Source organism: Pseudomonas sp. SDT291_1_S447 (assembly GCF_054070155.1).
On sequence record NZ_JBSVXS010000085.1, the window covers coordinates 1 to 23,991 of the forward strand.

28 protein-coding genes are annotated in these 23,991 nt (G+C 59.8%); 16 read left to right on the forward strand and 12 right to left on the reverse strand.

Features of this window, described 5'->3' with window-relative positions; translation table 11 throughout:
* Positions 1-75: 75 nt before the first annotated feature.
* The gene (locus ACW9IR_RS21625) at positions 76-1,017 is read right to left on the reverse strand and encodes a class I SAM-dependent methyltransferase (RefSeq protein WP_457465090.1); all 942 of its coding nucleotides are present in this window, start codon (positions 1,015-1,017) and stop codon (positions 76-78) included.
* A gap of 199 nt (positions 1,018-1,216) precedes the next feature.
* On the opposite strand from ACW9IR_RS21625, the gene ACW9IR_RS21630 reads away from it, so the two are divergent.
* Positions 1,217-1,630 carry a response regulator gene (locus tag ACW9IR_RS21630; RefSeq protein WP_102899308.1) on the forward strand — a complete coding sequence of 138 codons (414 nt, stop codon included), beginning with the start codon at positions 1,217-1,219 and terminating at the stop codon, positions 1,628-1,630.
* A 69-nt stretch (positions 1,631-1,699) separates the two neighbouring features.
* Complete coding sequence (locus tag ACW9IR_RS21635) at positions 1,700-2,368, forward strand: HAD-IA family hydrolase (RefSeq protein ID WP_457465091.1); 669 nt, start codon at positions 1,700-1,702, stop codon at positions 2,366-2,368.
* A 120-nt stretch (positions 2,369-2,488) separates the two neighbouring features.
* On the opposite strand, the gene ACW9IR_RS21640 is transcribed toward ACW9IR_RS21635, so the two are convergent.
* Entirely contained in the window at positions 2,489-3,148 is a 660-nt protein-coding gene (locus tag ACW9IR_RS21640; RefSeq protein ID WP_457465092.1) for a methyltransferase family protein, read from the reverse strand.
* Between the two features lie 86 nt (positions 3,149-3,234).
* Entirely contained in the window at positions 3,235-4,131 is an 897-nt protein-coding gene (locus tag ACW9IR_RS21645; protein WP_457465093.1) for a LysR substrate-binding domain-containing protein, read from the reverse strand.
* A gap of 112 nt (positions 4,132-4,243) precedes the next feature.
* Between ACW9IR_RS21645 and ACW9IR_RS21650 the strand changes: the two genes are divergently transcribed.
* Genes ACW9IR_RS21650 through ACW9IR_RS21660 form a run of 3 tightly spaced genes read left to right on the forward strand, consistent with a single transcriptional unit; the run spans position 4,244 to position 6,492 of the window.
* Complete coding sequence (locus tag ACW9IR_RS21650) at positions 4,244-5,266, forward strand: aldo/keto reductase (RefSeq protein WP_457465094.1); 1,023 nt, start codon at positions 4,244-4,246, stop codon at positions 5,264-5,266.
* On the forward strand, positions 5,263-6,060 hold the full coding sequence (locus tag ACW9IR_RS21655) for an SDR family NAD(P)-dependent oxidoreductase (protein WP_457465095.1): 798 nt from the start codon (positions 5,263-5,265) through the stop codon (positions 6,058-6,060). The genes ACW9IR_RS21650 and ACW9IR_RS21655 overlap by 4 nt, the downstream gene beginning before the upstream one ends.
* A gap of 21 nt (positions 6,061-6,081) precedes the next feature.
* Positions 6,082-6,492 carry an SRPBCC family protein gene (locus ACW9IR_RS21660; protein WP_095113643.1) on the forward strand — a complete coding sequence of 137 codons (411 nt, stop codon included), beginning with the start codon at positions 6,082-6,084 and terminating at the stop codon, positions 6,490-6,492.
* A 131-nt stretch (positions 6,493-6,623) separates the two neighbouring features.
* Here the strand turns inward: ACW9IR_RS21660 and ACW9IR_RS21665 are convergent, their stop codons facing one another.
* Together ACW9IR_RS21665 and ACW9IR_RS21670 are read right to left on the reverse strand one after the other, a co-directional pair.
* On the reverse strand, positions 6,624-8,018 hold the full coding sequence (locus ACW9IR_RS21665) for a sensor histidine kinase (protein ID WP_095118279.1): 1,395 nt from the start codon (positions 8,016-8,018) through the stop codon (positions 6,624-6,626).
* The gene (locus tag ACW9IR_RS21670; RefSeq protein WP_095118280.1) at positions 7,996-8,679 is read right to left on the reverse strand and encodes a response regulator transcription factor; all 684 of its coding nucleotides are present in this window, start codon (positions 8,677-8,679) and stop codon (positions 7,996-7,998) included. The genes ACW9IR_RS21665 and ACW9IR_RS21670 overlap by 23 nt, the downstream gene beginning before the upstream one ends.
* A 193-nt stretch (positions 8,680-8,872) precedes the next feature.
* Between ACW9IR_RS21670 and ACW9IR_RS21675 the strand changes: the two genes are divergently transcribed.
* Complete coding sequence (locus ACW9IR_RS21675) at positions 8,873-9,181, forward strand: YdcA family protein (RefSeq protein ID WP_457465103.1); 309 nt, start codon at positions 8,873-8,875, stop codon at positions 9,179-9,181.
* A 192-nt stretch (positions 9,182-9,373) separates the two neighbouring features.
* Complete coding sequence (locus ACW9IR_RS21680; protein WP_095113642.1) at positions 9,374-10,303, forward strand: hypothetical protein; 930 nt, start codon at positions 9,374-9,376, stop codon at positions 10,301-10,303.
* Between the two features lie 30 nt (positions 10,304-10,333).
* Here the strand turns inward: ACW9IR_RS21680 and ACW9IR_RS21685 are convergent, their stop codons facing one another.
* Positions 10,334-10,537 carry a hypothetical protein gene (locus tag ACW9IR_RS21685; protein ID WP_146033654.1) on the reverse strand — a complete coding sequence of 68 codons (204 nt, stop codon included), beginning with the start codon at positions 10,535-10,537 and terminating at the stop codon, positions 10,334-10,336.
* Here ACW9IR_RS21685 and ACW9IR_RS21690 point away from each other — a divergent pair.
* The 4 genes from ACW9IR_RS21690 (at position 10,521) to hcnC (ending at position 14,288) form a co-directional block, all read left to right on the forward strand.
* Complete coding sequence (locus ACW9IR_RS21690) at positions 10,521-11,069, forward strand: hypothetical protein (RefSeq protein WP_457465096.1); 549 nt, start codon at positions 10,521-10,523, stop codon at positions 11,067-11,069. The genes ACW9IR_RS21685 and ACW9IR_RS21690 overlap by 17 nt on opposite strands.
* A gap of 243 nt (positions 11,070-11,312) precedes the next feature.
* A complete protein-coding gene (hcnA, locus tag ACW9IR_RS21695; protein ID WP_102899299.1) occupies positions 11,313-11,630 on the forward strand; it encodes a cyanide-forming glycine dehydrogenase subunit HcnA in 318 nt (105 codons plus the stop codon).
* Positions 11,627-13,036, forward strand: a complete 1,410-nt coding sequence (gene hcnB, locus ACW9IR_RS21700) for a cyanide-forming glycine dehydrogenase subunit HcnB (RefSeq protein ID WP_457465097.1) — start codon at positions 11,627-11,629, stop codon at positions 13,034-13,036. The genes hcnA and hcnB overlap by 4 nt, the downstream gene beginning before the upstream one ends.
* Positions 13,029-14,288, forward strand: a complete 1,260-nt coding sequence (gene hcnC, locus ACW9IR_RS21705) for a cyanide-forming glycine dehydrogenase subunit HcnC (protein WP_110719428.1) — start codon at positions 13,029-13,031, stop codon at positions 14,286-14,288. The genes hcnB and hcnC overlap by 8 nt, the downstream gene beginning before the upstream one ends.
* A 115-nt stretch (positions 14,289-14,403) precedes the next feature.
* Here hcnC and ACW9IR_RS21710 read toward each other — a convergent pair whose 3' ends face one another.
* On the reverse strand, positions 14,404-16,212 hold the full coding sequence (locus ACW9IR_RS21710; protein ID WP_180700136.1) for a monovalent cation:proton antiporter-2 (CPA2) family protein: 1,809 nt from the start codon (positions 16,210-16,212) through the stop codon (positions 14,404-14,406).
* 250 nt (positions 16,213-16,462) lie between these two features.
* On the opposite strand from ACW9IR_RS21710, the gene ACW9IR_RS21715 reads away from it, so the two are divergent.
* Positions 16,463-17,377, forward strand: coding sequence for a LysR family transcriptional regulator (locus ACW9IR_RS21715; protein ID WP_110719429.1), 915 nt, complete (start codon positions 16,463-16,465; stop codon positions 17,375-17,377).
* Here the strand turns inward: ACW9IR_RS21715 and ACW9IR_RS21720 are convergent.
* Together ACW9IR_RS21720 and tcuC are read right to left on the reverse strand one after the other, a co-directional pair.
* Positions 17,367-18,137, reverse strand: a complete 771-nt coding sequence (locus ACW9IR_RS21720; protein WP_457465098.1) for a substrate-binding domain-containing protein — start codon at positions 18,135-18,137, stop codon at positions 17,367-17,369. The genes ACW9IR_RS21715 and ACW9IR_RS21720 overlap by 11 nt on opposite strands.
* Positions 18,138-18,149: 12 nt before the next feature.
* On the reverse strand, positions 18,150-19,442 hold the full coding sequence (gene tcuC / locus ACW9IR_RS21725) for an MFS transporter (RefSeq protein ID WP_095048013.1): 1,293 nt from the start codon (positions 19,440-19,442) through the stop codon (positions 18,150-18,152).
* A 460-nt stretch (positions 19,443-19,902) separates the two neighbouring features.
* Here tcuC and ACW9IR_RS21730 point away from each other — a divergent pair, with 460 nt between their 5' ends.
* Positions 19,903-20,208 carry an RcnB family protein gene (locus ACW9IR_RS21730; protein WP_122598649.1) on the forward strand — a complete coding sequence of 102 codons (306 nt, stop codon included), beginning with the start codon at positions 19,903-19,905 and terminating at the stop codon, positions 20,206-20,208.
* A gap of 101 nt (positions 20,209-20,309) precedes the next feature.
* Complete coding sequence (locus tag ACW9IR_RS21735) at positions 20,310-20,774, forward strand: hypothetical protein (protein ID WP_457465099.1); 465 nt, start codon at positions 20,310-20,312, stop codon at positions 20,772-20,774.
* Between the two features lie 5 nt (positions 20,775-20,779).
* Here ACW9IR_RS21735 and ACW9IR_RS21740 read toward each other — a convergent pair whose 3' ends face one another.
* The gene (locus tag ACW9IR_RS21740; protein ID WP_457465100.1) at positions 20,780-21,856 is read right to left on the reverse strand and encodes a diguanylate cyclase domain-containing protein; all 1,077 of its coding nucleotides are present in this window, start codon (positions 21,854-21,856) and stop codon (positions 20,780-20,782) included.
* A gap of 163 nt (positions 21,857-22,019) precedes the next feature.
* Between ACW9IR_RS21740 and ACW9IR_RS21745 the strand changes: the two genes are divergently transcribed.
* Positions 22,020-22,358 (forward strand): FKBP-type peptidyl-prolyl cis-trans isomerase, encoded by a 339-nt coding sequence (locus ACW9IR_RS21745; RefSeq protein ID WP_053121462.1) that lies wholly within the window; start codon positions 22,020-22,022, stop codon positions 22,356-22,358.
* Positions 22,359-22,392: 34 nt separating this feature from the next.
* Positions 22,393-22,806, forward strand: a complete 414-nt coding sequence (locus ACW9IR_RS21750; protein ID WP_457465101.1) for a hypothetical protein — start codon at positions 22,393-22,395, stop codon at positions 22,804-22,806.
* Positions 22,807-22,945: 139 nt separating this feature from the next.
* Here ACW9IR_RS21750 and ACW9IR_RS21755 read toward each other — a convergent pair whose 3' ends face one another.
* Both ACW9IR_RS21755 and ACW9IR_RS21760 read right to left on the reverse strand, forming a co-directional pair.
* The gene (locus tag ACW9IR_RS21755) at positions 22,946-23,215 is read right to left on the reverse strand and encodes a hypothetical protein (protein WP_007915053.1); all 270 of its coding nucleotides are present in this window, start codon (positions 23,213-23,215) and stop codon (positions 22,946-22,948) included.
* Positions 23,216-23,217: 2 nt separating this feature from the next.
* Entirely contained in the window at positions 23,218-23,598 is a 381-nt protein-coding gene (locus ACW9IR_RS21760; RefSeq protein ID WP_457465102.1) for a DUF6124 family protein, read from the reverse strand.
* Between the last annotated feature and the right edge of the window lie 393 nt (positions 23,599-23,991).

The window sequence follows — 23,991 nt, forward strand, 5'->3', positions numbered from 1 at the left end:
CTATCAGTCAACCAGGTGATATCTGACACACCGCTATCGCGAGCAGGCTCACTCCTACAGGGAATCTTCTGGGTGTCAGGAGGTGCGGCGGAAGACTAAAGCCTTGAGTCCGCTTTCAGGATCAATATCCGGAAACTCCGGCGGGTTCTCCAGCCGCTCTGCAAAGCGCAGACTCGGCGCTTCCTGGGTCACGCCATCAATCAGAAAGTCCGAACCGAACGCCGGATCATTCATGCACGCCAGCACGGTGCCGTTGGCTGTGAGCAGTTCCGGCAAACGACGCAGCACGCGCTGGTAATCCTTGGTCAGCAGGAAACTGCCTTTCTGGAACGACGGCGGATCGATGATCACCAGATCATAAGGGCCGCTGTTGATCACCTTGCCCCAGGACTTGAACAGGTCGTGGCCGAGGAAACTGACTTTGCTCAAGTCATGGCCGTTCAAACGATGGTTGTCGCGGCCACGGCTCAGGGCGGCGCGGGACATGTCCAGGTTGACCACATGGCTGGCGCCACCCTCGATGGCCGCTACGGAAAAACCGCAGGTGTAGGCAAACAGATTGAGTACGCGTTTGCCGTTGGCCTGTTCGCGCACCCAGTCGCGCCCGTAACGCATGTCGAGAAATAGCCCGGCGTTCTGTTTGCGGCCCAGATCGACGCGGTACTGCAAGCCGCCCTCGACGATGCTCATTTCCTCGATCTCATCACCCTGCAGCCATTCGGCGGTGCTCTGTGGCAAGTAGCGATGCTGGATCAGCAAAGTGTGTGCGTCAGATTGTTTCCATTCGGCGGAAACCGTGAGTTCCAGCAGCAGCGCCTTGAGATTGTCCAGCTGCTCAGGCGCTGGTTCCTTGAACAGCGACACCAGCACCACGCCTTGCAGCCAGTCCACGGTCAACTGCTCCAGCCCCGGCCAGCAGCGGCCGCGCCCGTGGAACAGGCGGCGGGTTTCGCTCGGCGCCGCCGCGAGGGCCGGCAGCAGATGGGCATAGAGGGTAGCGAGGGCTTCAGGGTTCATCGGTCAGGATCGGCAAGCAAAAGGGCCGGCATTTTAACCACAAATACGCCGTCGCGAACGATTGCCGCTGACGGGCAAAAACGCCGTTTCGCAAAAGACCTGTATCAAAAATGAATTTCTGCAGAGCCCGCCGCTCATACCAGATAAGCAGCGGATTCAAGCCGCTAAATCGTTCATGCAATTCAGGGAGTGCAGTTCCATGTGCCCAACACCGACGGCGAGCGCGCACCTTCCTGGCGGGTTGATTCTGGTAGTCGAGGACGATCCGTTGATTCTGGAGTTTCTTTGCGAAATTCTTCAGGAGGAAGGTTTCAAGGTCGAGCCGCACACCAGCGCCGACGCCGCATCGCAATATCTCGAGCAACACGCGCCGGAAGTTGCGCTGCTGCTGACCGACATCACCATGCCCGGCACCCTCAATGGTGCTGATCTGGCCAACCTGGTCGGCGACCGCTGGCCGGACAAGCCGGTGATGGTCATGTCCGGCTACGAAACGCCAGAGACCTCCGGGGTCAAGCATTCGGTGGCGTTCATCAAGAAGCCCTGGGCCATCGGCCAGTTGCTCGACTGCGTCGACAGTGCTTTCAAGTCCAAGTCACCGCGTCTGCACTGACAGGCTGGGTGGATCGAGCGGGCAAGTGCTACATTGCCCGCCCGGTCTTTTGCCAGAGGATGCGACCCTTTGTCTGCTCACACTTGTGTATTCGATCGCGCATTTGGCGCGTTTCTGTTCGACATGGACGGTACCGTCCTTAATTCCATCGCCGCCGCCGAGCGCATCTGGGCGGCCTGGGCCGTGCGCCATGGCGTCGATGTGGAAACCTTTTTGCCGACCATTCATGGCGTGCGCGCCATTGATACCATCACGCGCCTCAACCTGCCGGGAGTGGATGCGGAGGCGCAAGCGGCGTTTATCACCGAGGCGGAAATCGCAGACGTCGAAGGCATTGTCGAGATTCCGGGCGCGGCGAAGTTTCTCAACAGCCTGCCCACTGATCGCTGGGCGATGGTGACCTCGGCACCACGGGATCTGGCGTTACGGCGGATGGCGGCGGCGGGGATTCCAGCGCCGACGGTGATGATCACGGCTGAAGATGTGAAGGCCGGCAAACCTGATCCGGCCGGCTATTTACTGGCTGCGAAACGTCTTGGCCTGGAAGCGCGTGATTGCCTGATCTTCGAAGACGCCACCGTCGGTATTCAGGCTGCCGAAGCGGCTGGCGCGGCGTTGATGATCATCACCACGACGCATCAGCATCCGCTGGAAACGGCGCACGCGACGCTGGCCAGTTACGCTGCGGTCAGCGTCAGAGTCGACAGTAACGGCCAGCTCCACTTGCAACGCAACTGACACAACACAATCCCTTGTAGGAGTGAGCCTGCTCGCGATATCGATGTGTCAGACACACAAATTTGACTGACACACCGCTATCGCGAGCAGGCTCACTCCTACAGGGGACGTGTTCGCAAATCAGTAAACCCCCGGCACCAACCGCCAACTCCGCGCGCAATAAGCCTCGTACTCCGCCCCAAACTGCGCCCGCAGCAGCGCTTCTTCGGAATGAATCCGGGCAATCAACGGGATCAGCGTCAGCGCCGCCAGCAACAGCCCGACCACCGAACGAAACGCCAGCGCCCAACCCACAGCATTGACCACCAGCCCCAGATAACTCGGATTGCGCAGGTGCTGGTAAATGCCGTCGGTCACCAATCGGTGCCCCGGCTGAATCGCCACCAACCCACTGAACCGCCGCCCCAGCACAAACACCGGCCACAGTCGCAGCGCGCCGCCGATGATAAACAGCAAAGCGCCGAGCCAGCGCACGCCTTCACCACCAAAAGTCCAGAAGTTCACCCGATCGCAGTAGGCCGGCAGAAAACCACTGACCAGCCCGATCACACCGAACGCCGGAATCACCCAGCGATTGGCGCGGTCTTCACGCTCGCCAGCACTCAGGTTGACCTCACTGAACAGTGAAGCAATCACCATCGCCACCGTCGCCAGTGCGACGATCACCAGCGAGCCATGGGAAAAGAACATCGCCACCCCGCCAATGCCCCACACCGCCAGACCCAGCCAGGCGAGGGTGGCGAGTACCGCGACGACGGTCATTTGCGCAGACATTTTCATGGCGATCTCACGGCTGGGTGCTGATCCGTTGAGTGTAGATCCGCCACAAAACCTGTGGGAGCGAGCTTGCTCGCGAAGGGGCCCTCTCAGTCAGCGGCTATCTCACCGTCAGTCAGTACCTTTCTGAAGGTCTCGACCAACGGCCGCAAATTGATCCGGTGCCACGCCGCCCACAATGGCGTAGTCAGCGTCAGCCACGGCAGTTCCCGCAACACCACACCCGGCGGGGCGTTATGGCTCAGGCCTTTCTGAATCATCGCAATCCCCAACCCCGACGCCACCAACCCCAATGCAGTAAACGGTTCGGTCGCCTGCATGCGCACATCCGGAGTGAACCCTGCGCGGATGCACGCGCTGACAAACTGATCGTTGGCATCCTGACGCGGCTGCACACCGATCCACTCCTGATCGGCCAGATCCTCGGGACTCAATGTCGCTTGCTGCGCCAATGGATGCTGTTCCGGCAACGCCAGCAGCATCGGATCATCCAGCACCTGGAAACTTAAAAGATCCGGATCGTCATCGGTCGGCGGTTCACTCACCAAGGCGATATCGAGACTACGCTGTCGCAGGCCTTCCAACTGCTCGGCGGAACTGAGGTTGTACAACGCGACATGCACATTCGGCCGATCGGCGCGCAACACGCGCAAGGCATTGGGCAGGACGCCGGCGTGCATGGCGTTTTCGATATAGCCGATGCACAGGCCGCCTTCTTCACCTCGACCGAGACGCTTGCCGAGGGATTCCAGGCGATTGGCGTGGGTCAGCAGGGCGCGGGTTTCGGCGAGGAACGTCTGGCCGTCGCGGGTCAGGCGAATGCGTTGCTGACTGCGCTCGAACAGCGTCAGGCCCAAGCGCTCTTCGAGCTGGGCGATCTGCCGGCTCAGTGGCGATTGGGAAATATGCAGCCGTTCGGCGGCGCGGCCTACGTGTTCTTCCTCGGCGACGACCACGAAGTAGCGCAATTGGCGGATGTCGATCATGTCAGACCTATAGGGACTCAAGTGCTGCGCATTATGTCTTGGACGGTCTCGGTGTCGCAATCTAGGATCTGCTCAACGGTCACACCGACCCAGAACCTACGAGGAAAATCCAATGAGCTTGAAAGACAAACTGCCCGGCCAACTGGGCTTCGGCACCGCGCCACTGGGCAACATGTTCCGCGCCATTCCCGAAGAAGAAGCGCAGGCCACCGTGCATGCCGCGTGGGATGCCGGGGTGCGCTACTTCGACACCGCGCCGTTTTACGGCTCCGGTCTGTCGGAGATCCGCCTCGGCGAAGCCCTCAAGCAATACAAGCGCGACGACTATGTGCTGAGCAGCAAAGTCGGCCGGGTGATTCTCGATGAAATCGAAGACGCCGCCGCCCGCGATCTCGGCGAGAAAAGCGGGGTGTTCGAACACGGTCGCCCGAACAAGATAGTCAACGACTACAGCGCCGACGCGACTATGCGTTCGATCGAAGACAGCCTCAAGCGTCTGCAAACCGATCGCCTCGACATCGTCTGGGTGCACGACATCGCGCAGGACTTCTATGGCGATCAATGGCTGGAATACTTCAATCAGGCCCGCACCGGCGCGTTCAGAGTCCTCACCCGCTTGCGCGAAGAAGGCGTGATCAAGGGCTGGGGGCTGGGCGTGAACAAAGTCGAGCCGTGCGAACTGACCCTCGACCTCAGCGAGGCGCAGCCGGATGGCTTCCTGTTGGCCGGTCGCTACACGCTGCTCGACCACGAACGTCCGTTGCAACGCTTGATGGATGCAGCACGGGCGCAGAACGTTGAAATCGTCGTTGGTGGCCCTTATAGCTCGGGAATTCTGGCGGGTGGCTCGCACTTCGAATACCAGCAGGCCAGCCCTGAGATCATCGCCAAGGTCGAGCAGATCAAACGCATCGCCGCCGCTTACAACGTCGATATCAAAGCCGCTGCGCTACAGTTCTCGCTGGCCAATCCTGCTGTCGCAGCGGTCATTCCCGGCGCAAGCAAACCCGGCCGAATTGCTGAAGATGTCGCCGCATTGTCAGCCGTTATTCCTGCCGGTTTCTGGCAGGCGATGCGCGACGCCCAACTGGTTTCCGAACGTGCACCATTGCCAATCGATGAGGTGAAAGCATGAAGATTGATCTGAGTGGAAAACTGGCCATCGTCAGCGGCAGCACCGCTGGCATCGGTCTGGGCATCAGCCAGTCGCTGGCCGAATCCGGCGCCACGGTGGTGGTGATCGGCCGCGATACCACCAAGGTCGAGCAGGCGCTGGCGAGCATTCGCGAGAAGGTTCCGGGCGCGCAATTACGGGGTTTGACGGCCGATCTGGGCACCGCCGAAGGCGCGCAAAAACTGTTCGCCGCTGAACCGCGTGCCGACATTCTGGTGAACAACCTCGGCATCTTTAATGATGTGGATTTCTTCGACGCGCCGGACAGCGAGTGGACGCGTTTCTATGACGTCAACGTGATTTCCGGTGTGCGCTTGGCGCGGCATTATGTGCCAGCGATGGTCGAGCAGGGCTGGGGCCGGGTGATCTTCCTGTCTTCGGAATCCGGCGTCGCCACCCCAGCCGACATGATCAATTACGGCGTGACCAAAAGCGCCAATCTGGCGGTGTCCCACGGCTTGGCCAAACGTCTGGCTGGCAGCGGGGTGACCGTCAATGCGATCCTGCCGGGGCCGACCTTCACCGATGGCCTGGAAGACATGCTCAAGGATGCCGCCGCTGAATCCGGGCGTAACCTGCGCGATGAAGCCGACGCCTTTGTACGCAAGGCCCGCCCGACCTCGATCATCCAGCGCGTAGCGGATGTCGAAGAGGTCGCGCATCTGGTGACCTATATTGCTTCGCCGCTGTCGTCGGCCACCACTGGCGCCGCGTTGCGCGTCGATGGCGGCGTGGTCGACAGCCTGACTATCTGAATTCTGGAGAGACGTTTATTTATGCCAACAGCATCCGCAACCATCGACATCCCGGCCTCGGCCGATCAGGTCTGGCAATTGATCGGCGGCTTCAACACGCTGCCCGATTGGCTGCCCTTTATTCCCAACAGTGAGCTGAGCGACGGCGGCCGCGTGCGCACGCTGCAAACCGCTGACGGCGCGGTGGTGGTCGAGCGACTGCAAGCGTTCGATAACGCGGCGAAGACCTACAGCTATTCGATTGAACAGGCACCGTTCCCGGCGACTGATTATCTGGCGACGATCAAGGTTGAAGCCCAGGGGCAGGGCGCGCGGGTGACGTGGTCGGGGCGCTTCAACGCCAAAGGCGTGAGTGATGAGGAAGTGGTGGCGTTGTTCAGCGGCATCTATCAGGGTGGCCTCGAAGCGCTGCGCGCCAATTACCCAGCCTGATCAACACCACAATCCAATGTAGGCCTTCGCCTGCTCGCGATGGCGTTTTGTCATTCAATGAGTTGTTGACTGACACACCGCTATCGCGAGCAGGCTCACTCCTACAGGTTGTGCATTTCAAATATAAAAGGTCAGGAATTTTCGATCAGGCTCTGCCGACAATCGAGCACCAGTTTCGCCCCACCCAGATCACTGCTGCCGACTTCAAGACTGAAGCCATGCAGACTGACAATCGCCGCGACAATCGATAATCCAAGGCCAAAGCCACCCTGCGGCTGCCCACCCTCGGCGCGGTAGAAACGCTGAAACACCGCCTCACGCTCAGTCTCGGGAATCCCCGGCCCTGAGTCGTGCACTTCAATCCGCGTCTGCCCACCCGCGTTCACCCCACGCAACATCACCGTGCCGCCGACCGGGGTGAACTTGATCGAGTTGCTGAGCAGATTCGCCAATGCCTCGAACAGCAATGCCCGATCACCGTTCAGCGCCGGTAATGTTTCCGGCATGTTCAAGTCGAAACGCAACTCGCCTTCCTCAGCCAATGGCAAATAAAACTCGTGTAGTTCTTCCAGCAGTTGCACAGGGTCGAGTTCGACAAAACCTGAACGGCGCTGGCGATCTTCCAGTTCGGAAATCCGCAGCAACCCACGAAACCGTGCCATCAGCGTGTCTGCTTCGGCCAGCACCAGATCCAGTTGCGCCGCTTCCTGCGAGCCTTCGCCGGCCTGCTGCTGCATGCGATACAACTGCGCGCGCAGGCGCGTCAGCGGCGTGCGCAAATCATGGGCAATGTTGTCGCAGACGCCTTTGACTTCATTCATCAAACGCTCGATGCGCTCCAGCATGGCGTTGACGATGGCCGCGAGCATGTCCAGTTCATCACGGCGATTGGACAGCGGTAATCGATGAGTCAGATCGCCGGCCACAATCGCCTGGGCGCTGTCCTGAATCGCCCGGATGCGCCGCAACGGCCGACGGCGCAGCAAATGCCAGCCGGCAATGCCCGGCAGTATTGTCAGCGACACGCCCCAGAACAACGCATGCAAAATAATCCGCGTCACCGCAAACAGCGAGCCGTTGTCGCGCAGCAACACCAGCCAGCGGCCATCGCGGGTTTGCGTGGCCACCGCATCGCAGCTGTCATTGGGTAGGGTCGGGTCGTCGGAGTCGGCGCATTCGGCGAGCATGTGGATCTTGCCGTCCAGCGGCAGGCCTTCGGGGATCTGCTGCAAGGCGCCGCTGAGGTAAACGCCGTCAGCATCGAACAAGCCATAAGCGTCGATGCCGCGAATGTCGAAAGTCATGCTGGCGGCGAGCGCGTCTTCCAGTTGCTCACCGCGAAAGTGCGAGAACAGGTGCTGACGTTGCATCAGCGAATGTTTGGCAAGGTTGTCGAGGTAGCCGGAGACCTCGTAATACATGACCCCCATAAGGATCGCGCTCCAGGCCACGAACAGCGAACTGTACAACGCCAGCAAGCGGCTGCTGGAGGAGCGCCAGCCGTCAGACGGGTTCGGCAATGACATAACCCGAGCCCCGTACCGTGCGGATCAGCGGCACATGGCCGGCGGCGTCGATCTTCTTGCGCAGACGGCCGATGTGCACGTCGATCAGGTTGGTGCCGGGGTCGAAGTGATAGCCCCAGACCTCTTCGAAAATCATCATCCGCGAGAGGATCTGGCCGCTGTTGCGCATGAGGAATTCGAGCAGCTTGTACTCGGTCGGCAATAGCGTCAGCACTTGTTCGGCACGGCGTGCTTCATGGCTGATCAAGTCCAGTTCAAGGTCCGCCACTTGCAGCGTCGTCGCCTGAGTGGCGCCGCTGTTCTGCCGACGCAGCAACACTTCGACTCGCGCGGCCATCTCATCGGTGGCGAACGGTTTGGTCAGGTAATCATCACCGCCAGCGCGCAAGCCGCGTACGCGCTCATCGACATCAGAGAGGGCGCTGATCATCAGAATCGGCGTGGCCACGCCCATGGTGCGTAGGGTGGTGACGATGGCCAGGCCATCGAGTTCGGGCAGCATGCGGTCGAGGGTAATCAGGTCGTAGTTGCCGCTCACGGCCCGGTCGAGGCCTTCACGGCCATTGTCGACCCAGTCGACGTCGAGTCCGTGGCTGCTCAGTTCGGCGACGATTTCCCGGGCGGTCACGGCGTCGTCTTCGATGGTCAAGATACGAGTCATAGGCAGGCCTGCTGATCGGTTCAAACGGAATGGCAGCATTTTGCCAAGAAAATCCGCTGACGCTTTAAATTAACTTTCATGTTGTAGCTGTCGTTTGCGCGCCTTGGCGATTTATTTGCCGCAACGTTGATATCATATGGCCATAAAATCAATCAGGAGTGGTTCCGTGCGTCTTTCGATTCGCCGTGGCTGGATGCCGATCACCGGTCTGTTGCTGGTGCTGTTCAGTGCTACGGCATGGGCGGCCAACACCCCGTGTTCCGGGAAGAAGGGCGGGATTGCCCGCTGTGATGGCGACCTGTTCCTGTGCAATGACGGCTCCATCAGCGGCTCGAAGAAAAGCTGCGCGGCGATGTTTGGCGAGCGCCAGCAAGCCCGTCCGCAAAACCTCCTGCAAAGTGATGATGGCTGCGCCTGCGGCACGGGTTCGTTTTGCACTGGCCCACGTGGCGGGGTTTATTGCCTTACGCCCAGCGGTAACAAGAGCTACAAACGCAAATAACTGGCATTTGTGCCAATGCATAAAACCCGCTGTTATCCGGCCCTTGTTGCAATTTGCAAGGTTTTAGGAAGTTCATTCTTTATAACGGTTTGAAATTAAAGGATTTATTTAATTCTCTCGACTGGCACGGTCGCTGCAATTCCTCTGCTGACGAGTTGTAACACCATTTTTCATGCCTGGAGCAGAACAACAATGAATAGATCCCCTGATGGGTTTTATCCCGCCGTTGAAGAGTCGAGCAGCGTTTCGGGCGTGTCCTGGGGCGCGATCTTCGCCGGTGCTGCGGCTGCCGCTGCACTGTCGATGATTCTGGTATTGCTCGGTTTCGGTTTGGGTTTCTCTGCCGTTTCACCGTGGGCCGGAGAGGGCGTCAGCGCCAAGGGCCTGGGCATTTCAACGATAGTCTGGCTGGCGGCGACGCAGATCATCGCTTCCGGCATGGGTGGCTACATCGCCGGTCGCCTGCGGGTGAAGTGGGCGAACATGCACGGTGACGAAGTGTATTTCCGCGACACTGCCCACGGCTTTCTCGCCTGGTGTGTGGCCACGTTGGTCACCGCAGTGCTGGTGGTCGGTTCGGTCAGCAGCGTCATCAGTGGTGGTGTGCAGGCCGGTGCCAGTGTCGCTGGCGGTGCTGCCAGCGCGATGACCCAAGCGGCCGGTTCTGCTGCGGCGAACACCGACAGCAACCAGTACGGCTACTACATCGACAGCCTGTTCCGCGATGACCGTCCAGCTTCGGTCAGCGATGACGCAGCGCATGGCGCCGTGGCCCGTATCTTTGCGCAAAGCCTGGCCAATGGTCAGATGAGTGCCGAAGACCGTACCTACCTTGCGCAACTGGTCGCCCAACGGACCAACCTGACTCAGGCTGATGCCGAGCGCCGCGTCGATGAAATCTACGCCCGCACTCAGAAAGCCCTGGCCGACGCCAAACTGAAAGCTCAACAAGCCGCCGACACCGCTGCGAAAGTCGCTGCCTGGACCTCGCTGTGGATGTTCATCTCGCTGTTGGCCGGTGCGTTCTTCGCCAGCCTCGCGGCTACTTACGGCGGTCGCCGCCGGGATGCCGTCGAGTACGTTGAAGTCGACACCTACACCACGACCACTCCAGTCCGTTAAACAAGGAGCATGACCATGCGCTCATTACTGCTATTTTTCCTCGGCGTACCGATCCCGATCATCATCCTGATCGCCCTGTTCGTGCACTGATTGCTCCATTGAGGCCCATGCCTCGGCCGCTTCCACCTTCGGGTGGAAGCGGCTTTTTGCTTTCTGGCGGGCAACAAGGCGAGAATCCGCGGCGGCAACGGGTCGGCCGCTGCGCGCACGTTTAAGGATGAATACGTTGGACAAGCAAGCCATCAAACGAAAGGTCGCCGAAATGCTCGATGACGGTCATTCCAAAACCGAAACGTTCAGGGCGCTTTCGGGGGGCAAGGTCAAGGATCGAGTGCTGGCGGGCTGGATCGGGGCGCGTCCGGATCCCGCCCTGAGAAAACGACACGCCGTTAAAGTCAACATACTGGTCGCGCTGATGGGCATCTGGGGACTGCTCGGGACGATAGCCGGGCTTCTTCAAATCAATGATGGCGGCATCGCAATGGCGTTGGCCATGGTGTTGATTATTGGCGTGATTCCGCTCTTGTTTGCGTGGGGCTTTTACAAGGGCATCGCGGTGGTCTACACAATCTATATCACCTTCACGATCAGCCAGATTCCTCGTGAATTTTACGGCTTCAGTGAAGAGTCCGTGTCGACTCTGGCCGGCGTGGCGTTCATTTTGGCCATGGTGTTCTACGCCGCCTGGGTCAAATCGCTGCTATTTCCGGACCTTGCTTTGATCGGCCCGAAGAAGATCAAAGGGCAGTTCGTCTTCTCCAATTGATCGTTGGACAATCCAACTGCTTTCACTGGCCTGGATCAATATTTCCCGCGGCGATATCCCCTACCTTAAAAGATCCAAGCACTTGCCGCGGGATCGACTACATTACCTGCACGCGCACCCGGTTGCGCTGACGGAGTACCGCAGTCCGACCCTCAAAATGCATTAAAAAAACGGGTCGGCACGGTGTAGTGCAGCAAGGAGCTGGCGCAAAACTCCACTGAAATTTCACGGAAGATCATTGCAATGCACTGCCAAGAAAGAACCTTCGATATCCAGCCGTTGGCGCAGGCGGACATGACTGTCCATATCAACGGCCAAGCGGTCACCGCCGCCATCGGCGAAACCGTCCTCAGCGTTATCCAGTCCCTCGGCGTACGCCAGATTGCCCGCAACGATCACGACCAGATCACCGGCGCCTATTGCGGCATGGGCGTGTGCCAGTGCTGTCTGGTGAAAATCAATGGCCGGCACAAACGCCGTGCCTGTCAGACCGTGGTGCGCGACGGCATGCAGATCGAAACCCAGGTCAACCGCATCGCCGCGCAGGAGGTGATCGTATGAGCCTGCAACCGGTGATCGTCGGCGGCGGCCCGGCAGGGATGGCGGCAGCCATCGAACTGGCGCGCCACGGCGTGCGCTGCACCCTGCTCGAAGAAGCATCGCGGCTTGGCGGCGTGGTATATCGCGGGCCGCTGCGTGACGGCGTGCAACTGGATTATCTCGGTCCGCGTTACTCCGAAGCGCTGGGCAAACTGCACGGTGATTTTCAGGAGCAGGCCGGGCTGATCGACGTGCGCCTCAACCATCGCGTGGTCGGCGCCGAAGGCTCCCGCGCTTTGGTGGTACTCGATGGCGACGAACAACTGCACGAGATCGAGTACCCGCAATTGCTCCTGGCTGCCGGTTGTCATGAACGCAGCGTTCCATTTCCGGGCTGGACCTTGCCGGGGGTGATCATGCTCGGCGGTCTGCAACTGCAAATCAAAAGCGGTGTGGTCAAGCCGCAAGGGCCGGTGATCATCGCCGGCACCGGGCCGCTGCTGCCGCTGGTGGCGACGCAGTTGCATGCCTCGGGCGTCAGCGTCGCGGGCGTGTATGAGGCGTGTGCGTTCGGCAAGATCGCCCGTGAAAGTCTGGCGCTGCTGAACAAGCCGCAGCTGTTCCTCGATGGCTTGAGCATGCTCGCCTACCTGAAACTGCACGGCATCCCGATGAATTACGGCTGGGGCGTGGTCGAAGCCCATGGCGAGGACGAACTGAAAAGCGTCAGCGTCGCGCCATATTCGGCCACGTGGGAACCGGACATGAGCCGCGTCGAGCGCTTCGAAGCCAAGACTCTGGCGGTCGGTTACGGCTTTATTCCGCGCACGCAATTGAGCCAGCAGATGGGCCTGGATCACGGCTTCAGCGACGACGGTTATCTGCGCGCCAACGCCAACCTCTGGCAGCAAAGCAACGAACCCCACGTGCATCTGGCCGGCGACATGGGCGGGATTCGCGGCGGTGAAGCGGCGATGCTCGCCGGCAAGATTGCGGCGACCTCGATTCTGCTGCAACGCGGTGTGCTCGAAGAAGAGCTGGCGCGGGTTCGTCGTGACCGTTACCTGAGCAAACTCAAAGCCATCGTGCGCTTCCGTGCTGCCGTCGATCGCTACACCGAACGCGGCGTCGGCCAGACTGCATTGCCTGCCGCCGATACGGTCATTTGCCGCTGCGAACACGCGACCCGCGCCGACATCGACCTGGCGCTGGAGCAAGGCGTGCAAGACATCGCCAGCCTGAAAATGCGTACCCGCGTGAGCATGGGCGATTGTCAGGGACGGATGTGCGTCGGCTACTGCAGCGATCGCCTGCGTCAAGCGACTGGCCGCAAGGATGTCGGTTGGCTGCGCCCGCGTTTCCCGATCGATCCGATTCCTTTTTCCGCGTTCCAGTCTGTCGGCACGGAGGCCGCTGCACATGAGTAAGTTCTATGACGTGATCATTGCCGGTGGCGGCGTGATCGGGGCGTCCTGCGCCTATCAACTGTCCAAACGCAAAAACCTCAAGGTCGCGTTGATAGATGCCAAGCGCCCGGGCAACGCCACCCGTGCGTCGGCCGGCGGTTTGTGGGCGATCGGTGAGTCGGTCGGCCTCGGTTGCGGGGTGATTTTCTTTCGCATGATGTCGGCCAACCGCAAGCGCGAAACCCAGGGCGCGGCGGTGGCCGTGGACGCGAGTACGCCGCACATTCTGCCCGAGTCGTTTTTCGATTTCGCTTTGCAGTCCAACGCGCTGTACCCGGCGCTGCACCGTGAGTTGAAAGACAATCACGGGATGGATTTCAAGTTCGAAAAGACCGGGCTGAAATTCGTCATCTATGACGATGAAGACCGGCTCTACGCCGAGCACATCGTCGGTTGCATTCCGCATCTGGCCGATCAGGTGCGCTGGCTCGATCAGGCGGCGCTGCGCGAGGCTGAGCCGAGCGTCAGCCATGAAGCACGCGGGGCGCTGGAGTTTCTCTGCGATCACCAGGTCAGCCCGTTCCGCCTCGCCGATGCCTACATGGAAGGCGCGCGGCAGAACGGCGTCGACATTTTCGTCAACACCAACGTCACCGGCGTGTTGCATCACGGCAGCCGCGTCACCGGTGTGCAAACGGCCGAGGAGGGCGTGTTCCACTGCAAAACGCTGATCAATGCCGGTGGTGCCTGGGCGGCAGATTTGAGCGAATGGGCGACGGGTATTCGCATCCCGGTGAAACCGGTGAAAGGCCAGATTCTGCTGACCGAGCGCATGCCGAAAATCCTCAACGGCTGCCTGACCACCAGCGACTGCTACGTGGCGCAGAAAGACAACGGTGAGATCCTGATCGGCAGCACCACCGAAGACAAAGGCTTCGACGTCACCACCACCTACCCGGAAATCGCCGGGCTGGTGCAGGGCGCGGTGCGTTGTCTGCCGGAGCTCAAGGATGTGAATCTGAAGCGTACTTGGGCGGGGTTGCGTCCGGGCTCGCCGGATGAGTTGCCGATTCTCGGGCCGATGCGTGGGGTGGAAGGGTATTTGAATGCCTGCGGGCACTTCCGTACCGGGATTCTGACGTCGGCGATTACTGGAGTGTTGCTGGACAAACTGGTCAACGATGAACCGCTGCCGCTGGACATCACGCCGTTTTTGGCGGATCGGTTTGAGTTGGCCCCGGTCAAACCGACACTGGAATTAGAACTGGCCTGACACCGATCCCCTGTAGGAGTGAGCCTGCTCGCGATAGCAGTCTGTCTGTAATGAATAAGTCGACTGACACACCGCCATCGCGAGCAGGCTCACTCCTACAGGTTTTGTGCGGGGCTCAGGTTTGGCGTGATTCTTCTTCCAGTTGGTCGGACTCGAACAACCGCGCCAGTTCCGCCCGGGCTTCCTGGGCGGTTTGCAGGACTTTCGCTGCGTCGTCGTAAATCGCGTGTTGCGCCTCCAGCACCTGTTCGTCGTGATGCTTGAAGCGCTTGATCCGCGCATCGGCCTGGGCCTGGGTCAAACCGAGTCCCACCAAAGTGCGTCGGCTCATCTCCAGACTCGAATAATAAGTCTCACGAATCGCCTCCGCACCAACATCCACCAAGCGGTGCACATGCTGACGGTTACGCGCCCGGGCGATGATCTTCATGTGCGGATACAGCTTGCGCACCACCTCGGCGGTCTTGATGTTGGTCTCCGGATCATCCGTGGCAATCACGAAATATTCCGCCTCGCCAACCTTGGCCGCATTGAGAATTTCCGGGCGCATCGGGTCGCCGTAGAACACCGGCACACCACCGAAACTGCGCGACAGTTCAATGGTTTCCACAGAGGTGTCCAGCGCGACGAACTTGATGTTCTGCGCACGCAGAATCCGCGCCACGATCTGACCCATCCGGCCCATTCCGGCGATCACCACGCGTGGCGTGTCAGTGTCGATCTCACGGTATTTTTCCGGCACTTCCACCGGCTGCACTTTCGGGCTGACCAGCCGCGCGCAGAGCAACAGCAACAACGGCGTCACCGCCATCGACAAGGTGATGGTCAGCACCAGCAAATCGTACAGGCGCGGTTCGAACAGGCCCTGATCACGACCGATCTTGAACACCACAAAGGCGAATTCACCACCCGCCGCCAAGACGATACCGAGGCGAATCGCACTTACCTTGTTCAAGCCACCGGCCAGACGTCCGACGACGAACAGCAGCGGCAATTTCAGACCAATCAACAGCAGCGTCAGCCCCAACACAGTGATCGGCGCACTCAGCAGCAGGCTGAGATTGGCGCCCATGCCGACGCTGATGAAAAACAGCCCGAGCAGCAAACCTTTGAACGGCTCGATCTGCGCTTCCAGCTCATGGCGATACTCCGAATCCGCCAACAGCAAACCGGCAAGAAACGCCCCCAGCGCCATCGACACACCGACCAGATCCATCAACCACGCCGTGCCGATCACCACCAGCAACGCCGTGGCCGTTGACACTTCCGGCAGACCGGTTTTCGCCACCACGCGGAACACCGGACGCAACAGATAACGCCCACCGACCACGACCACGGCGATACCGCCAAGCACTTGTAGCGCGTGATTCAGGCTTTCGGCGTTGCTGGTGTCGTGCGCACCACCAGCAAGCATCGGCACCAGTGCGATCAACGGAATTGCAGCGATGTCCTGGAACAGCAGAATCGCAAACGCCAAGCGCCCATGGGGGCTGGTCAACTCTTTGCGCTCGGCGAGGCTTTGCAGGCCAAACGCCGTCGAGGACAACGCCAGACCAAGGCCAAGCACAATCGCACTGTTCAACGGTTGGCCAAATACCGACAGCGCCAACACGCCAATCACCGAAGCGGTCAGCAGCACCTGCGCCAGACCGACGCCGAACACCGATTTGCGCATCACCCACAAGCGTCGCGGCGACAGCTCAAGACCAATGATGAACAGCAGCAACACCACGCCCAGTTCGGAAATATGCGCGACGCTTTGCGGGTTGCCGATCAGGCCCAAAACCGACGGGCCGATAATCACGCCGGCAAACAGATAACCGAGCACGGCGCCCAATTGCAGACGTTTGGCCAAAGGCACGGTGAGCACGGCCGCGAACAGAAAGACGACAGCGGCTTGCAACAGATTGCCTTCATGGGGCATGGGGGGTTACTCCTGACAACGGTACGGCGGGGGTGACAAGGATAAGGGGTACAGCGACTTTTCATCCACCGAAGATCCCCTGTAGGAGTGAGCCTGCTCGCGATAACGGTGTGTCAGCTACATATGAGTTGACTGATCCACCGCTATCGCGAGCAGGCTCACTCCTACAGGGGATCTTCATCATTTCTGTAATATCTGGCATCAATTGGTTACATTCATAACCTCTACGAATCAATCCCTGAGTCCCGCCATGGCCATCAACTTCGACCTTAACGACCTGCAAGCCTTTCGCGCCGTGGTCGAGCAGGGCAGTTTCCGCAAGGCAGCCGACACCGTGCGCCTGTCGCAACCGGCGTTGAGCCGGCGCATCGAAAAGCTTGAAGACGCCCTCGGTGTCAAACTCTTCGAACGCACCACGCGCAAGGTCAGCCTGACCCAGGCCGGGCGTGGTTTCATGCCCAGTGTCGAGCGTTTGCTCGATGATCTCGACGTGGCGTTGCTGGGCATCAGCGAAGTCGCTTCGACGCGTTTGGGCCATGTCACCGTCGCTTGCGTGCCTTCGGCGGCTTACTACTTCATGCCCCGAGTCGTGGCGCGGTATCACCAGCAATTCCCGCGGATCAAAGTCAAAGTGCTCGACTCCAGCGCGCACGATGTGTTGAGTGCGGTGGTCAATGGCGAGGCGGATTTCGGTTTGAGTTTTCTCGGCACGCAGGATGCCAAAGTCGAGTTCGAACCGCTTGTGCAGGAGTGCTACGTCGTCGCCTGTCGTCGCGATCACCCGTTGGCCGGGCGCAGCAGCGTGAGCTGGGACGAGTTCTATCAGCAGGATTACATCTCGCTGGACAAGACGTCGGGCAACCGCTTTCTGCTCGATCAGGCCTTGAGCACGGTGGTGCCGCAGCGTTCGAGCATCTGCGAAACCCGCCATGTCACGACGATGATCGGTCTGGTGGAAGCAGGGTTGGGCGTGGCGGCGGTGCCGCTGATGGCGATGCCCGGGCCGGATCATCCGATCCTGACGCGGGTGCCGCTGACCGATCCGCAAGTGATGCGCAGTGTCGGCATCATCAAGCGCCGGGGTCGCACGTTGACCCCGGCGGCACTGGAACTGGAGCGGCTGGTGGTGGAAATGAAAGTCCAGCCGCCTACGATCAGCGCTTGACCGAATCCAGTCCGGTGGCCTGCACGTCAGCTTGTGCGGCCGGCGCGGCGAGGTAGGCGAGCAAGGCCTTGGCTTCTTTCGGATGCTGTGCGCCGACCGGAATTCCGGCGGCAAAACGCGTTACCGATTGCACCGATTCCGGGATCTTCGCGACGAAACTCACGCCCGGCACCGGCAGCAATTCGCTGACCTGCTGGAAGCCCAGTTGATAGTCGCCGGTGGCAACCACCGAGCCGACCGGGACTTTCGGGATCATTTTGGCCTTCGGCTTCAACTGATCTTCAATGCCCAGTTTCTTGAACAATTGCTGCTCGATGTACACGCCGCTGGCGCTGTCGGAGTAGGCCACCGATTGTGCGTCGAGCAGGGTTTTCTTCAAGGCGTCGACGCTACTGATGTCCGGTTTCGACGCGCCTTCACGCACCACCAGGCCGATCCGCGAGTCAGCCAGTTCCACGCGCGAAGCCGGATCGACCTTGCCTTGCTTGATCAAGTCATCGAGGGCGTAGCCGACCATGATCACCACGTCGGCGTGTTCACCGCGGGCGAGGCGATTGGGGATCGCCTCGGGTGCTTTGCCCATCGACGGGCCTAGGCTGGTGGTCAGGGTGTTGCCGCTGGCGGCGGCGAATTTCGGCCCGAGAATCTTGTAGGCGGCAGTGAAGCCCCCGGAGGTCATCACACTCAATTCTTCGGCCTGGGCCGCGAGGTTGAACGCGAGACCGGCGAGCAGGGCGGAGACAGTAAACAGTTTTTTCATGGCGAGTTTTCCTCAGGCCGCGACAGGTTGCAGACGACCACCGGCACGGCGGTACAGATAAAGAGTGGCGCACAAAGCGCAGAGCGCGCCGATGCTCATCCAGTAACCCGGTGCGGCTTTGTCGCCGGTGTACTGAATCAGGAAGGTCGACATCGCCGGGGTGAAACCACCGAAAATCGCCGTGGCCAGGCTGTAGGCGAGAGAGAAACCGGCAACCCGCACTTCAACCGGCATGATCTCGGTGAGCGCCGGAATCATTGCGCCGTTGTACAAACCGTAGATAAACGACAACCACAACAGCGACAGCAGCATGTGGCTGAAGCTCGGCGCCTGCACCAGGTACGACAGCGCCGGATAGGTGGTGGCCAGGGCCAGCAGCGACATGGCGATCAGCACCGGACGACGGCCGATACGGTCGGACAACAGGCCGCCAATCGGCAACCAGAAGAAGTTCGACACGCCGACCAGCAAGGTCACCAGCAACGCGTCGGAGGTGCTCAGGTGCAGCACGGTTTTGCCGAAGGTCGGCGCGTACACGGTGATCAGGTAAAACGCGGTGGTGGTCAGCGCGACCATCAACATGCCGCCGAGTACCACGCCCCAATTCTGGCCGAGAGTGCGGAACACTTCGCCCATGCTCGGGCGGTGTTTGCGTGCGGCGAACTCTTCGGTTTCCGCCAGGTTACGGCGCAGAAAAAAGATGAACGGCACGATCATGCAACCGACGAAAAACGGAATACGCCAGCCCCAATCGGCCACCACATCCGGCGCCATCCACGCGTTCAAGGCGTAGCCCAAAGCAGCGGCGACAATGATCGCCACTTGCTGACTGGCCGACTGCCAAGCGGTGAAGAAACCTTTGCGACCCGGCGTGGCGATCTCGGCGAGATACACCGACACTCCGCCCAATTCCGCACCGGCCGAGAACCCTTGCAGCAAGCGTCCGATCAATACCAGCGCGGGGGCAAACAGGCCGATGCTTTCATAACCGGGCACCAGCACAATCAATATCGTGCCGCTGGCCATGATCGACAGGGTGACGATCAAACCTTTACGCCGGCCGACATCATCGATGTACGCACCGAGCACGATGGCGCCCAGCGGACGCATCAAGAAGCCTGCGCCGAACACTGCAAAGGTCATCATCAGGGAAGCGAACTCACTGCTCGCCGGAAAGAACACCGCCGCGATCTGCGTGGCGTAGAAACCGAACAGAAAGAAATCGAACTGTTCGAGGAAGTTGCCCGAGGTCACCCGGAAAATGGCGCCGGCCCGCGAGCCGTTGTGTGGGATTGAGGCTGTCATAGAAAAGTACTCCACCGCTTTTATGACGTGCGCGACGGGAGGGCGGCGCACGGTTTTTATTGAGGCGGATGGTGGCGCAGGTGTAACTGGATGTTAATTGCATTGTTGGCATGGATTGATGTGCAGAGTGGATCAATGGGTTTTTTTGGGTACAAATCCATTGCTGCTTTAACGGCTGTTTATGGTTTCGCCACCCCAGCCCTCTCCCGAGGGAGCCGATTTCGGTTGGTTTTGAAACTTGCATTCGACTCGATATCGCACGTCGGCGCACTTCTGCCAAACACCTCGGTCAGTCCCCTCTCCCTCCGGGAGAGGGCTAGGGTGAGGGGCTCTTGATTTTGCTTTTGTCTCCAGGACCCCAAATTCCAATGACCTCTAGCGCCCACCCCCGGCAAAAAAGGAATGATTCCCGCCCCACGCAGTCGGAGTTGAGGTACTACCCAATTCAGGAGGTTCACCGATGAACAGCAAAACCCTAATCGCCAGCCTGGCCCTCGTCGCCGGCATTGCCGGGATCAGCCCACTTGTTCAAGCGGCGCAAACCTCAAATGAACAGGCCGTGCAATCCCCGGTCAGCGACCGTGAACTGAAGGTCAACGACCGCGCCCCGGACATTTATCAGCGCAGCGAAAAAGCCATCGACTGGAAAGCCAAGGGCCTGAAAAAGCCTGTTGATCAGGCGCAATGGGTACAGATCAATGACCAGTACGTCATGGTGATGATCACCAACGGGACGATTGTCGAGATGAAACCGGTCCCGCGTTAAACCTCCGGCAACAATCAGCCGTGGACGGTTGATTGCAATCGAGCGCCATTCGGGTAAAACCCGGGGGGCGTTTCGAGTGAAGGGAAGTCAGGAGCAACAGGTTGGAAAAGAAACCGCTGTATCGCAAAGAAAACACCACCGCCCATAACGTCTGGCGCAACAACCCAGGCGGGCACTACCGTGATCAACGAAACAGCAAAGCGCAAAGCCGCAGCGATGCCATGCGCGGCTCTATGCATGGCATCAAACACCACGGCTACGACTACACGCCGTTGTTTCGTTTTCTGTTATCCCGCGTCGGTGGTCATTGGGATGAGATTTTCAGCGAAGCGGTATCTCGCCTTGATCGGCCAGAGCCGGTGTTCTGGATGGTTGCCATCCATGAAGAGGATCGTGAGGACATTGTGCGACTGGGCGAGTCGGCCTACTTCAACGGCCTGTTTGTCGATGGGCAAAAGCAGCTGCAAATCGTCAACCCGCAGCTGACTGCCGAAGATATGAAACCTCATTGCCGTTGCTGCACGCATACCTTCAACGGCGTTCCGTTTGGCCTGTCTGCGGACTGATCGAGCTACTCGACCCGAACCTGATTCATCACCTGCCCACCCCCCAACCGATACTGATTATTGCCACTGCGCTTGGCCTCATACATTGCCAGATCGGCAATGTGCAGCAAGCGATCCATGGCCGTCGCATGGTCCGGAAACACCGCCACCCCAAGGCTGGTGCCGATGTGGCGCTGGTCGTTGCCGATGCTGATCGGGGGCGACAGTTCGATGAAGATTTTCTGGCAGATGCTGCGGGCTTCGTCCTGCAAACTCAGGCTCGGCGACAGGCCTTGCAGGATCACCACAAACTCATCGCCGCCAATGCGCGCGACCGTATCGGTGGCGCGCAGGATGCGTTTCAGCCGCGTGGCCATGGTGATCAGCACGCGGTCGCCGGCGGCATGGCCGTAGCGGTCGTTGATGGTTTTGAAACCGTTGAGGTCGACGAACACCAGTGCGACGCGGGTCTCGGTCTGCCGCGCGTGATCCAGCGCTTCGGACAAGCGTTGTTCCAGCACCAGGCGATTGGGCAGGCCGGTCAGCGGATCGAAGTGGGCGAGGTGTTGCAGGTAGCTGGCCGAGGCTTTTTCTTCGGTGATGTCGCGCACCACGCCCATCATCTTCACCACCGCGTCGTGGTCGTTGCGTACCACGTTGCCGGTTTCCCGTAGCCAGCGAATCGTGCCGTCGGGCCACACCACGCGGTATTCCTCATCATGGTTTTCGCCGGTCTCCAGGCAACGCAGTTCACCTTCGCGCACCTTGGTGCGATCGTCCGGATGCACGCAGGAACAAAACAGCGCATAGGACGGGGTGATTTCGCCGATCTTGAACCCGAACATGCCGTAGATCGCATCCGACCAGTACAGCCGATCCGTGTCGACTTCCCAGTCCCACGTACCGATGCGCGCAAAGTACTGGCTGCGCTTGAAGCGCTCGACGTCGCCGTCCTGCTGAATGTGTTGGCCATCGGCGGCCCGCCTCAGCAGATCCCGGTACTGCGCGAGCTGCCTGCGCAAACCGCGTTCGCGCCACAGCAGCAGAGCGATAATGGCGAGCATGATCGCGCCGACGGCAAGGCTGATCCAGAACAGAGTCATTCGGGCGCTGCCAGCATGGCGGGTCGATCCGTGGGGTAGTGGCGGTTGGCTATGTTAATGCTTCAATACTCAGTTCCGATACCATGTTGATCTGCGCTGGCAGGTTGCCAATCCCCGGCATTTCTGGGAAAACGGCGGCCGGCTGAACAATAGAGTGAATGTTATGAATGATGAACTGCAGGTAATCGATCTTCAGGTCGGCGAAGGCAAAGCCGCCGTCAAAGGCGCGCTGATCACCACCCAATACACCGGGTGGCTGGAAGACGGCAGCGAGTTCGATTCTTCCTACAGCCGTGGCAAACCTTTTCAGTGCGTGATTGGCACCGGGCGGGTGATCAAGGGTTGGGATCAGGGCTTGATGGGGATGCAGGTGGGGGGCAAGCGCAAATTGCTGGTGCCGGCGCATTTGGGGTACGGCGAACGGACGATGGGCAAGATTCCGCCGAATTCGAATCTGGTGTTTGAGATTGAATTGTTGGAAGTGCTGACGCGGGAGGATTGAAACCGGGTCTTTTTTACGCTTGGGAATAAATGCGATGGATGTGTGGCACTGGGTTTCACAAGTTGCCGATTGGCTGGTGGAGAGGCATGCCTCGCGCAGAGGATCGACTTACAACTACATGTATTTCGTTTCCGCTGCCGCTGCAGTTGGCAGCTGGGTAGTCGCGAAAGAACTGCTCGCCAGACGCAAGGCTCTCAAAGCAAACGTGTCTGAAACTCTGCAAAATGAAACGTTACGTGCGATGTCCTTTGCTCAGGAGGATGGGCGACCAGTCAAACGCACTGCGACGTTGGTCCGGCAGGAAGAAACCTTTTTCGTCACGGTCGTTCGCCATGACGATGAAGAATGCGTGGAGTCATCCAGTGAAGCGTTGCACTCGCTGGACGATGTCGACGTTTACTTGCGTGACCACACACCCTTTATCCTCGCGGATTTTCGAGCGTCGTGACTCACGCGTCCGATGTAGAAAGAACGCTTTCGCGAGCAGGCGAAGGCCTACAGTGGGTCGGCGGTGTACTCGAATGCCACGAGTAACCGCGAACAACTGTGGGAGCGAGCCTGCTCGCGAAGAACGATCACGCGGTCAATCAGGCTGCGTGTGCCATCTCGGCCAGTGTGTCGGCCACGGTTTTTTGCAGTGAGGGGAACCGGCGTGTCACGCGGCGCAGTGCGGGTAGCACGGCGTCGATTTCCAGTTCATCGAGTTGGGGAAGGACGGTGACGGCGGAGGCGACGATGGTTTCGCGTTCGCTTTCGAAGAGCACCAGGCAGGCGTTCTGTGCCCAGCGGCCGTCCCGTTCGTTGAAACCCATGGCCACCAGTGCCGCGACGACCTGTGCATCTGTTTTGTTGGACATGTTTATTGCCTCAGGGCGGGGTCGATTTTGTCGAGGGCGCGGTTGACCGCGAGTTCGCCGAGCATGACCACTTGCTGGATGCCGAGCACGGTGTTGCGGTAGGGCGAGTCGAGCAGGGCGGCGAAGTCGCTGAGCATGACGCTGGCCGAAGCCATGGATTCGCAGGCGTGGGCCATGAGGTCTTCGGCGCCGGTGTTTGGGTCAACGAGGAACATGGTGCTGGGTTTTCGCGGTGGCGCTGGGGGAGTGGGTTTCAGGTAGTGGTCGAGGGCGCGTTCGGCGGCTTCGTGGAGTTTTCTGGAGCCCGGTTCGGAATAGGGGGACGTTGGATTTTGATCAACTTCCGCGTCTGTTTCGGGCGGATTTGGTGTGATTTTGAACATGGTGTAGGTTTCCAAATTGATGCCGACACCACCTCGCGACTAAACGAAAAGGTGGCAGCTGTACGCAGGTTAGTCGACCGGTAAACCCACCAAAACCGGCGCACCCGAAGGCGCCCTGCGCACAGCTACCATTGAGTGAGGTATCGAAATACCTACTGTCTGGAACGTTGTGCAGTTTAAGTAGATTACCGAGCGACTAAACCCGATCACTGAACATTCAGTGACGCGAACCAAGTTACCGGCAGCCCCCAAGCCGCACAAGCCGGCGGATTCTGGCGTAGTTGTAGGCAAAGGCGCAAGGCGCTGTAGCCTTGTGGCTGATGTCTAAATGATGCTGCGTTTGACTGGACGCCTTCGCGAGCAAGCTCGCTCCCACCTTTGGAATGCATTCCC

Bases quoted from the DNA above. Each gene is read 5' to 3' on its own strand.
- ACW9IR_RS21750 (WP_457465101.1), top strand. From the start codon at position 22,393: ATGGATGTGTGGCACTGGGTTTCACAAGTTGCCGATTGGCTGGTGGAG.
- hcnC (WP_110719428.1), top strand. From the start codon at position 13,029: ATGAGTAAGTTCTATGACGTGATCATTGCCGGTGGCGGCGTGATCGGG.
- ACW9IR_RS21675 (WP_457465103.1), top strand. From the start codon at position 8,873: ATGCCGATCACCGGTCTGTTGCTGGTGCTGTTCAGTGCTACGGCATGG.
- ACW9IR_RS21630 (WP_102899308.1), top strand. From the start codon at position 1,217: ATGTGCCCAACACCGACGGCGAGCGCGCACCTTCCTGGCGGGTTGATT.
- hcnA (WP_102899299.1), top strand. From the start codon at position 11,313: ATGCACTGCCAAGAAAGAACCTTCGATATCCAGCCGTTGGCGCAGGCG.
- hcnB (WP_457465097.1), top strand. From the start codon at position 11,627: ATGAGCCTGCAACCGGTGATCGTCGGCGGCGGCCCGGCAGGGATGGCG.
- ACW9IR_RS21680 (WP_095113642.1), top strand. From the start codon at position 9,374: ATGAATAGATCCCCTGATGGGTTTTATCCCGCCGTTGAAGAGTCGAGC.
- ACW9IR_RS21650 (WP_457465094.1), top strand. From the start codon at position 4,244: ATGAGCTTGAAAGACAAACTGCCCGGCCAACTGGGCTTCGGCACCGCG.
- ACW9IR_RS21730 (WP_122598649.1), top strand. From the start codon at position 19,903: ATGAACAGCAAAACCCTAATCGCCAGCCTGGCCCTCGTCGCCGGCATT.
- ACW9IR_RS21745 (WP_053121462.1), top strand. From the start codon at position 22,020: ATGAATGATGAACTGCAGGTAATCGATCTTCAGGTCGGCGAAGGCAAA.
- ACW9IR_RS21665 (WP_095118279.1), bottom strand. From the start codon at position 8,018: ATGTCATTGCCGAACCCGTCTGACGGCTGGCGCTCCTCCAGCAGCCGC.
- ACW9IR_RS21710 (WP_180700136.1), bottom strand. From the start codon at position 16,212: ATGCCCCATGAAGGCAATCTGTTGCAAGCCGCTGTCGTCTTTCTGTTC.
- ACW9IR_RS21625 (WP_457465090.1), bottom strand. From the start codon at position 1,017: ATGAACCCTGAAGCCCTCGCTACCCTCTATGCCCATCTGCTGCCGGCC.
- tcuC (WP_095048013.1), bottom strand. From the start codon at position 19,442: ATGACAGCCTCAATCCCACACAACGGCTCGCGGGCCGGCGCCATTTTC.
- ACW9IR_RS21715 (WP_110719429.1), top strand. From the start codon at position 16,463: ATGGCCATCAACTTCGACCTTAACGACCTGCAAGCCTTTCGCGCCGTG.
- ACW9IR_RS21660 (WP_095113643.1), top strand. From the start codon at position 6,082: ATGCCAACAGCATCCGCAACCATCGACATCCCGGCCTCGGCCGATCAG.
- ACW9IR_RS21760 (WP_457465102.1), bottom strand. From the start codon at position 23,598: ATGTTCAAAATCACACCAAATCCGCCCGAAACAGACGCGGAAGTTGAT.
- ACW9IR_RS21640 (WP_457465092.1), bottom strand. From the start codon at position 3,148: ATGAAAATGTCTGCGCAAATGACCGTCGTCGCGGTACTCGCCACCCTC.
- ACW9IR_RS21690 (WP_457465096.1), top strand. From the start codon at position 10,521: ATGAATACGTTGGACAAGCAAGCCATCAAACGAAAGGTCGCCGAAATG.
- ACW9IR_RS21670 (WP_095118280.1), bottom strand. From the start codon at position 8,679: ATGACTCGTATCTTGACCATCGAAGACGACGCCGTGACCGCCCGGGAA.
- ACW9IR_RS21755 (WP_007915053.1), bottom strand. From the start codon at position 23,215: ATGTCCAACAAAACAGATGCACAGGTCGTCGCGGCACTGGTGGCCATG.
- ACW9IR_RS21655 (WP_457465095.1), top strand. From the start codon at position 5,263: ATGAAGATTGATCTGAGTGGAAAACTGGCCATCGTCAGCGGCAGCACC.
- ACW9IR_RS21740 (WP_457465100.1), bottom strand. From the start codon at position 21,856: ATGACTCTGTTCTGGATCAGCCTTGCCGTCGGCGCGATCATGCTCGCC.
- ACW9IR_RS21720 (WP_457465098.1), bottom strand. From the start codon at position 18,137: ATGAAAAAACTGTTTACTGTCTCCGCCCTGCTCGCCGGTCTCGCGTTC.
- ACW9IR_RS21645 (WP_457465093.1), bottom strand. From the start codon at position 4,131: ATGATCGACATCCGCCAATTGCGCTACTTCGTGGTCGTCGCCGAGGAA.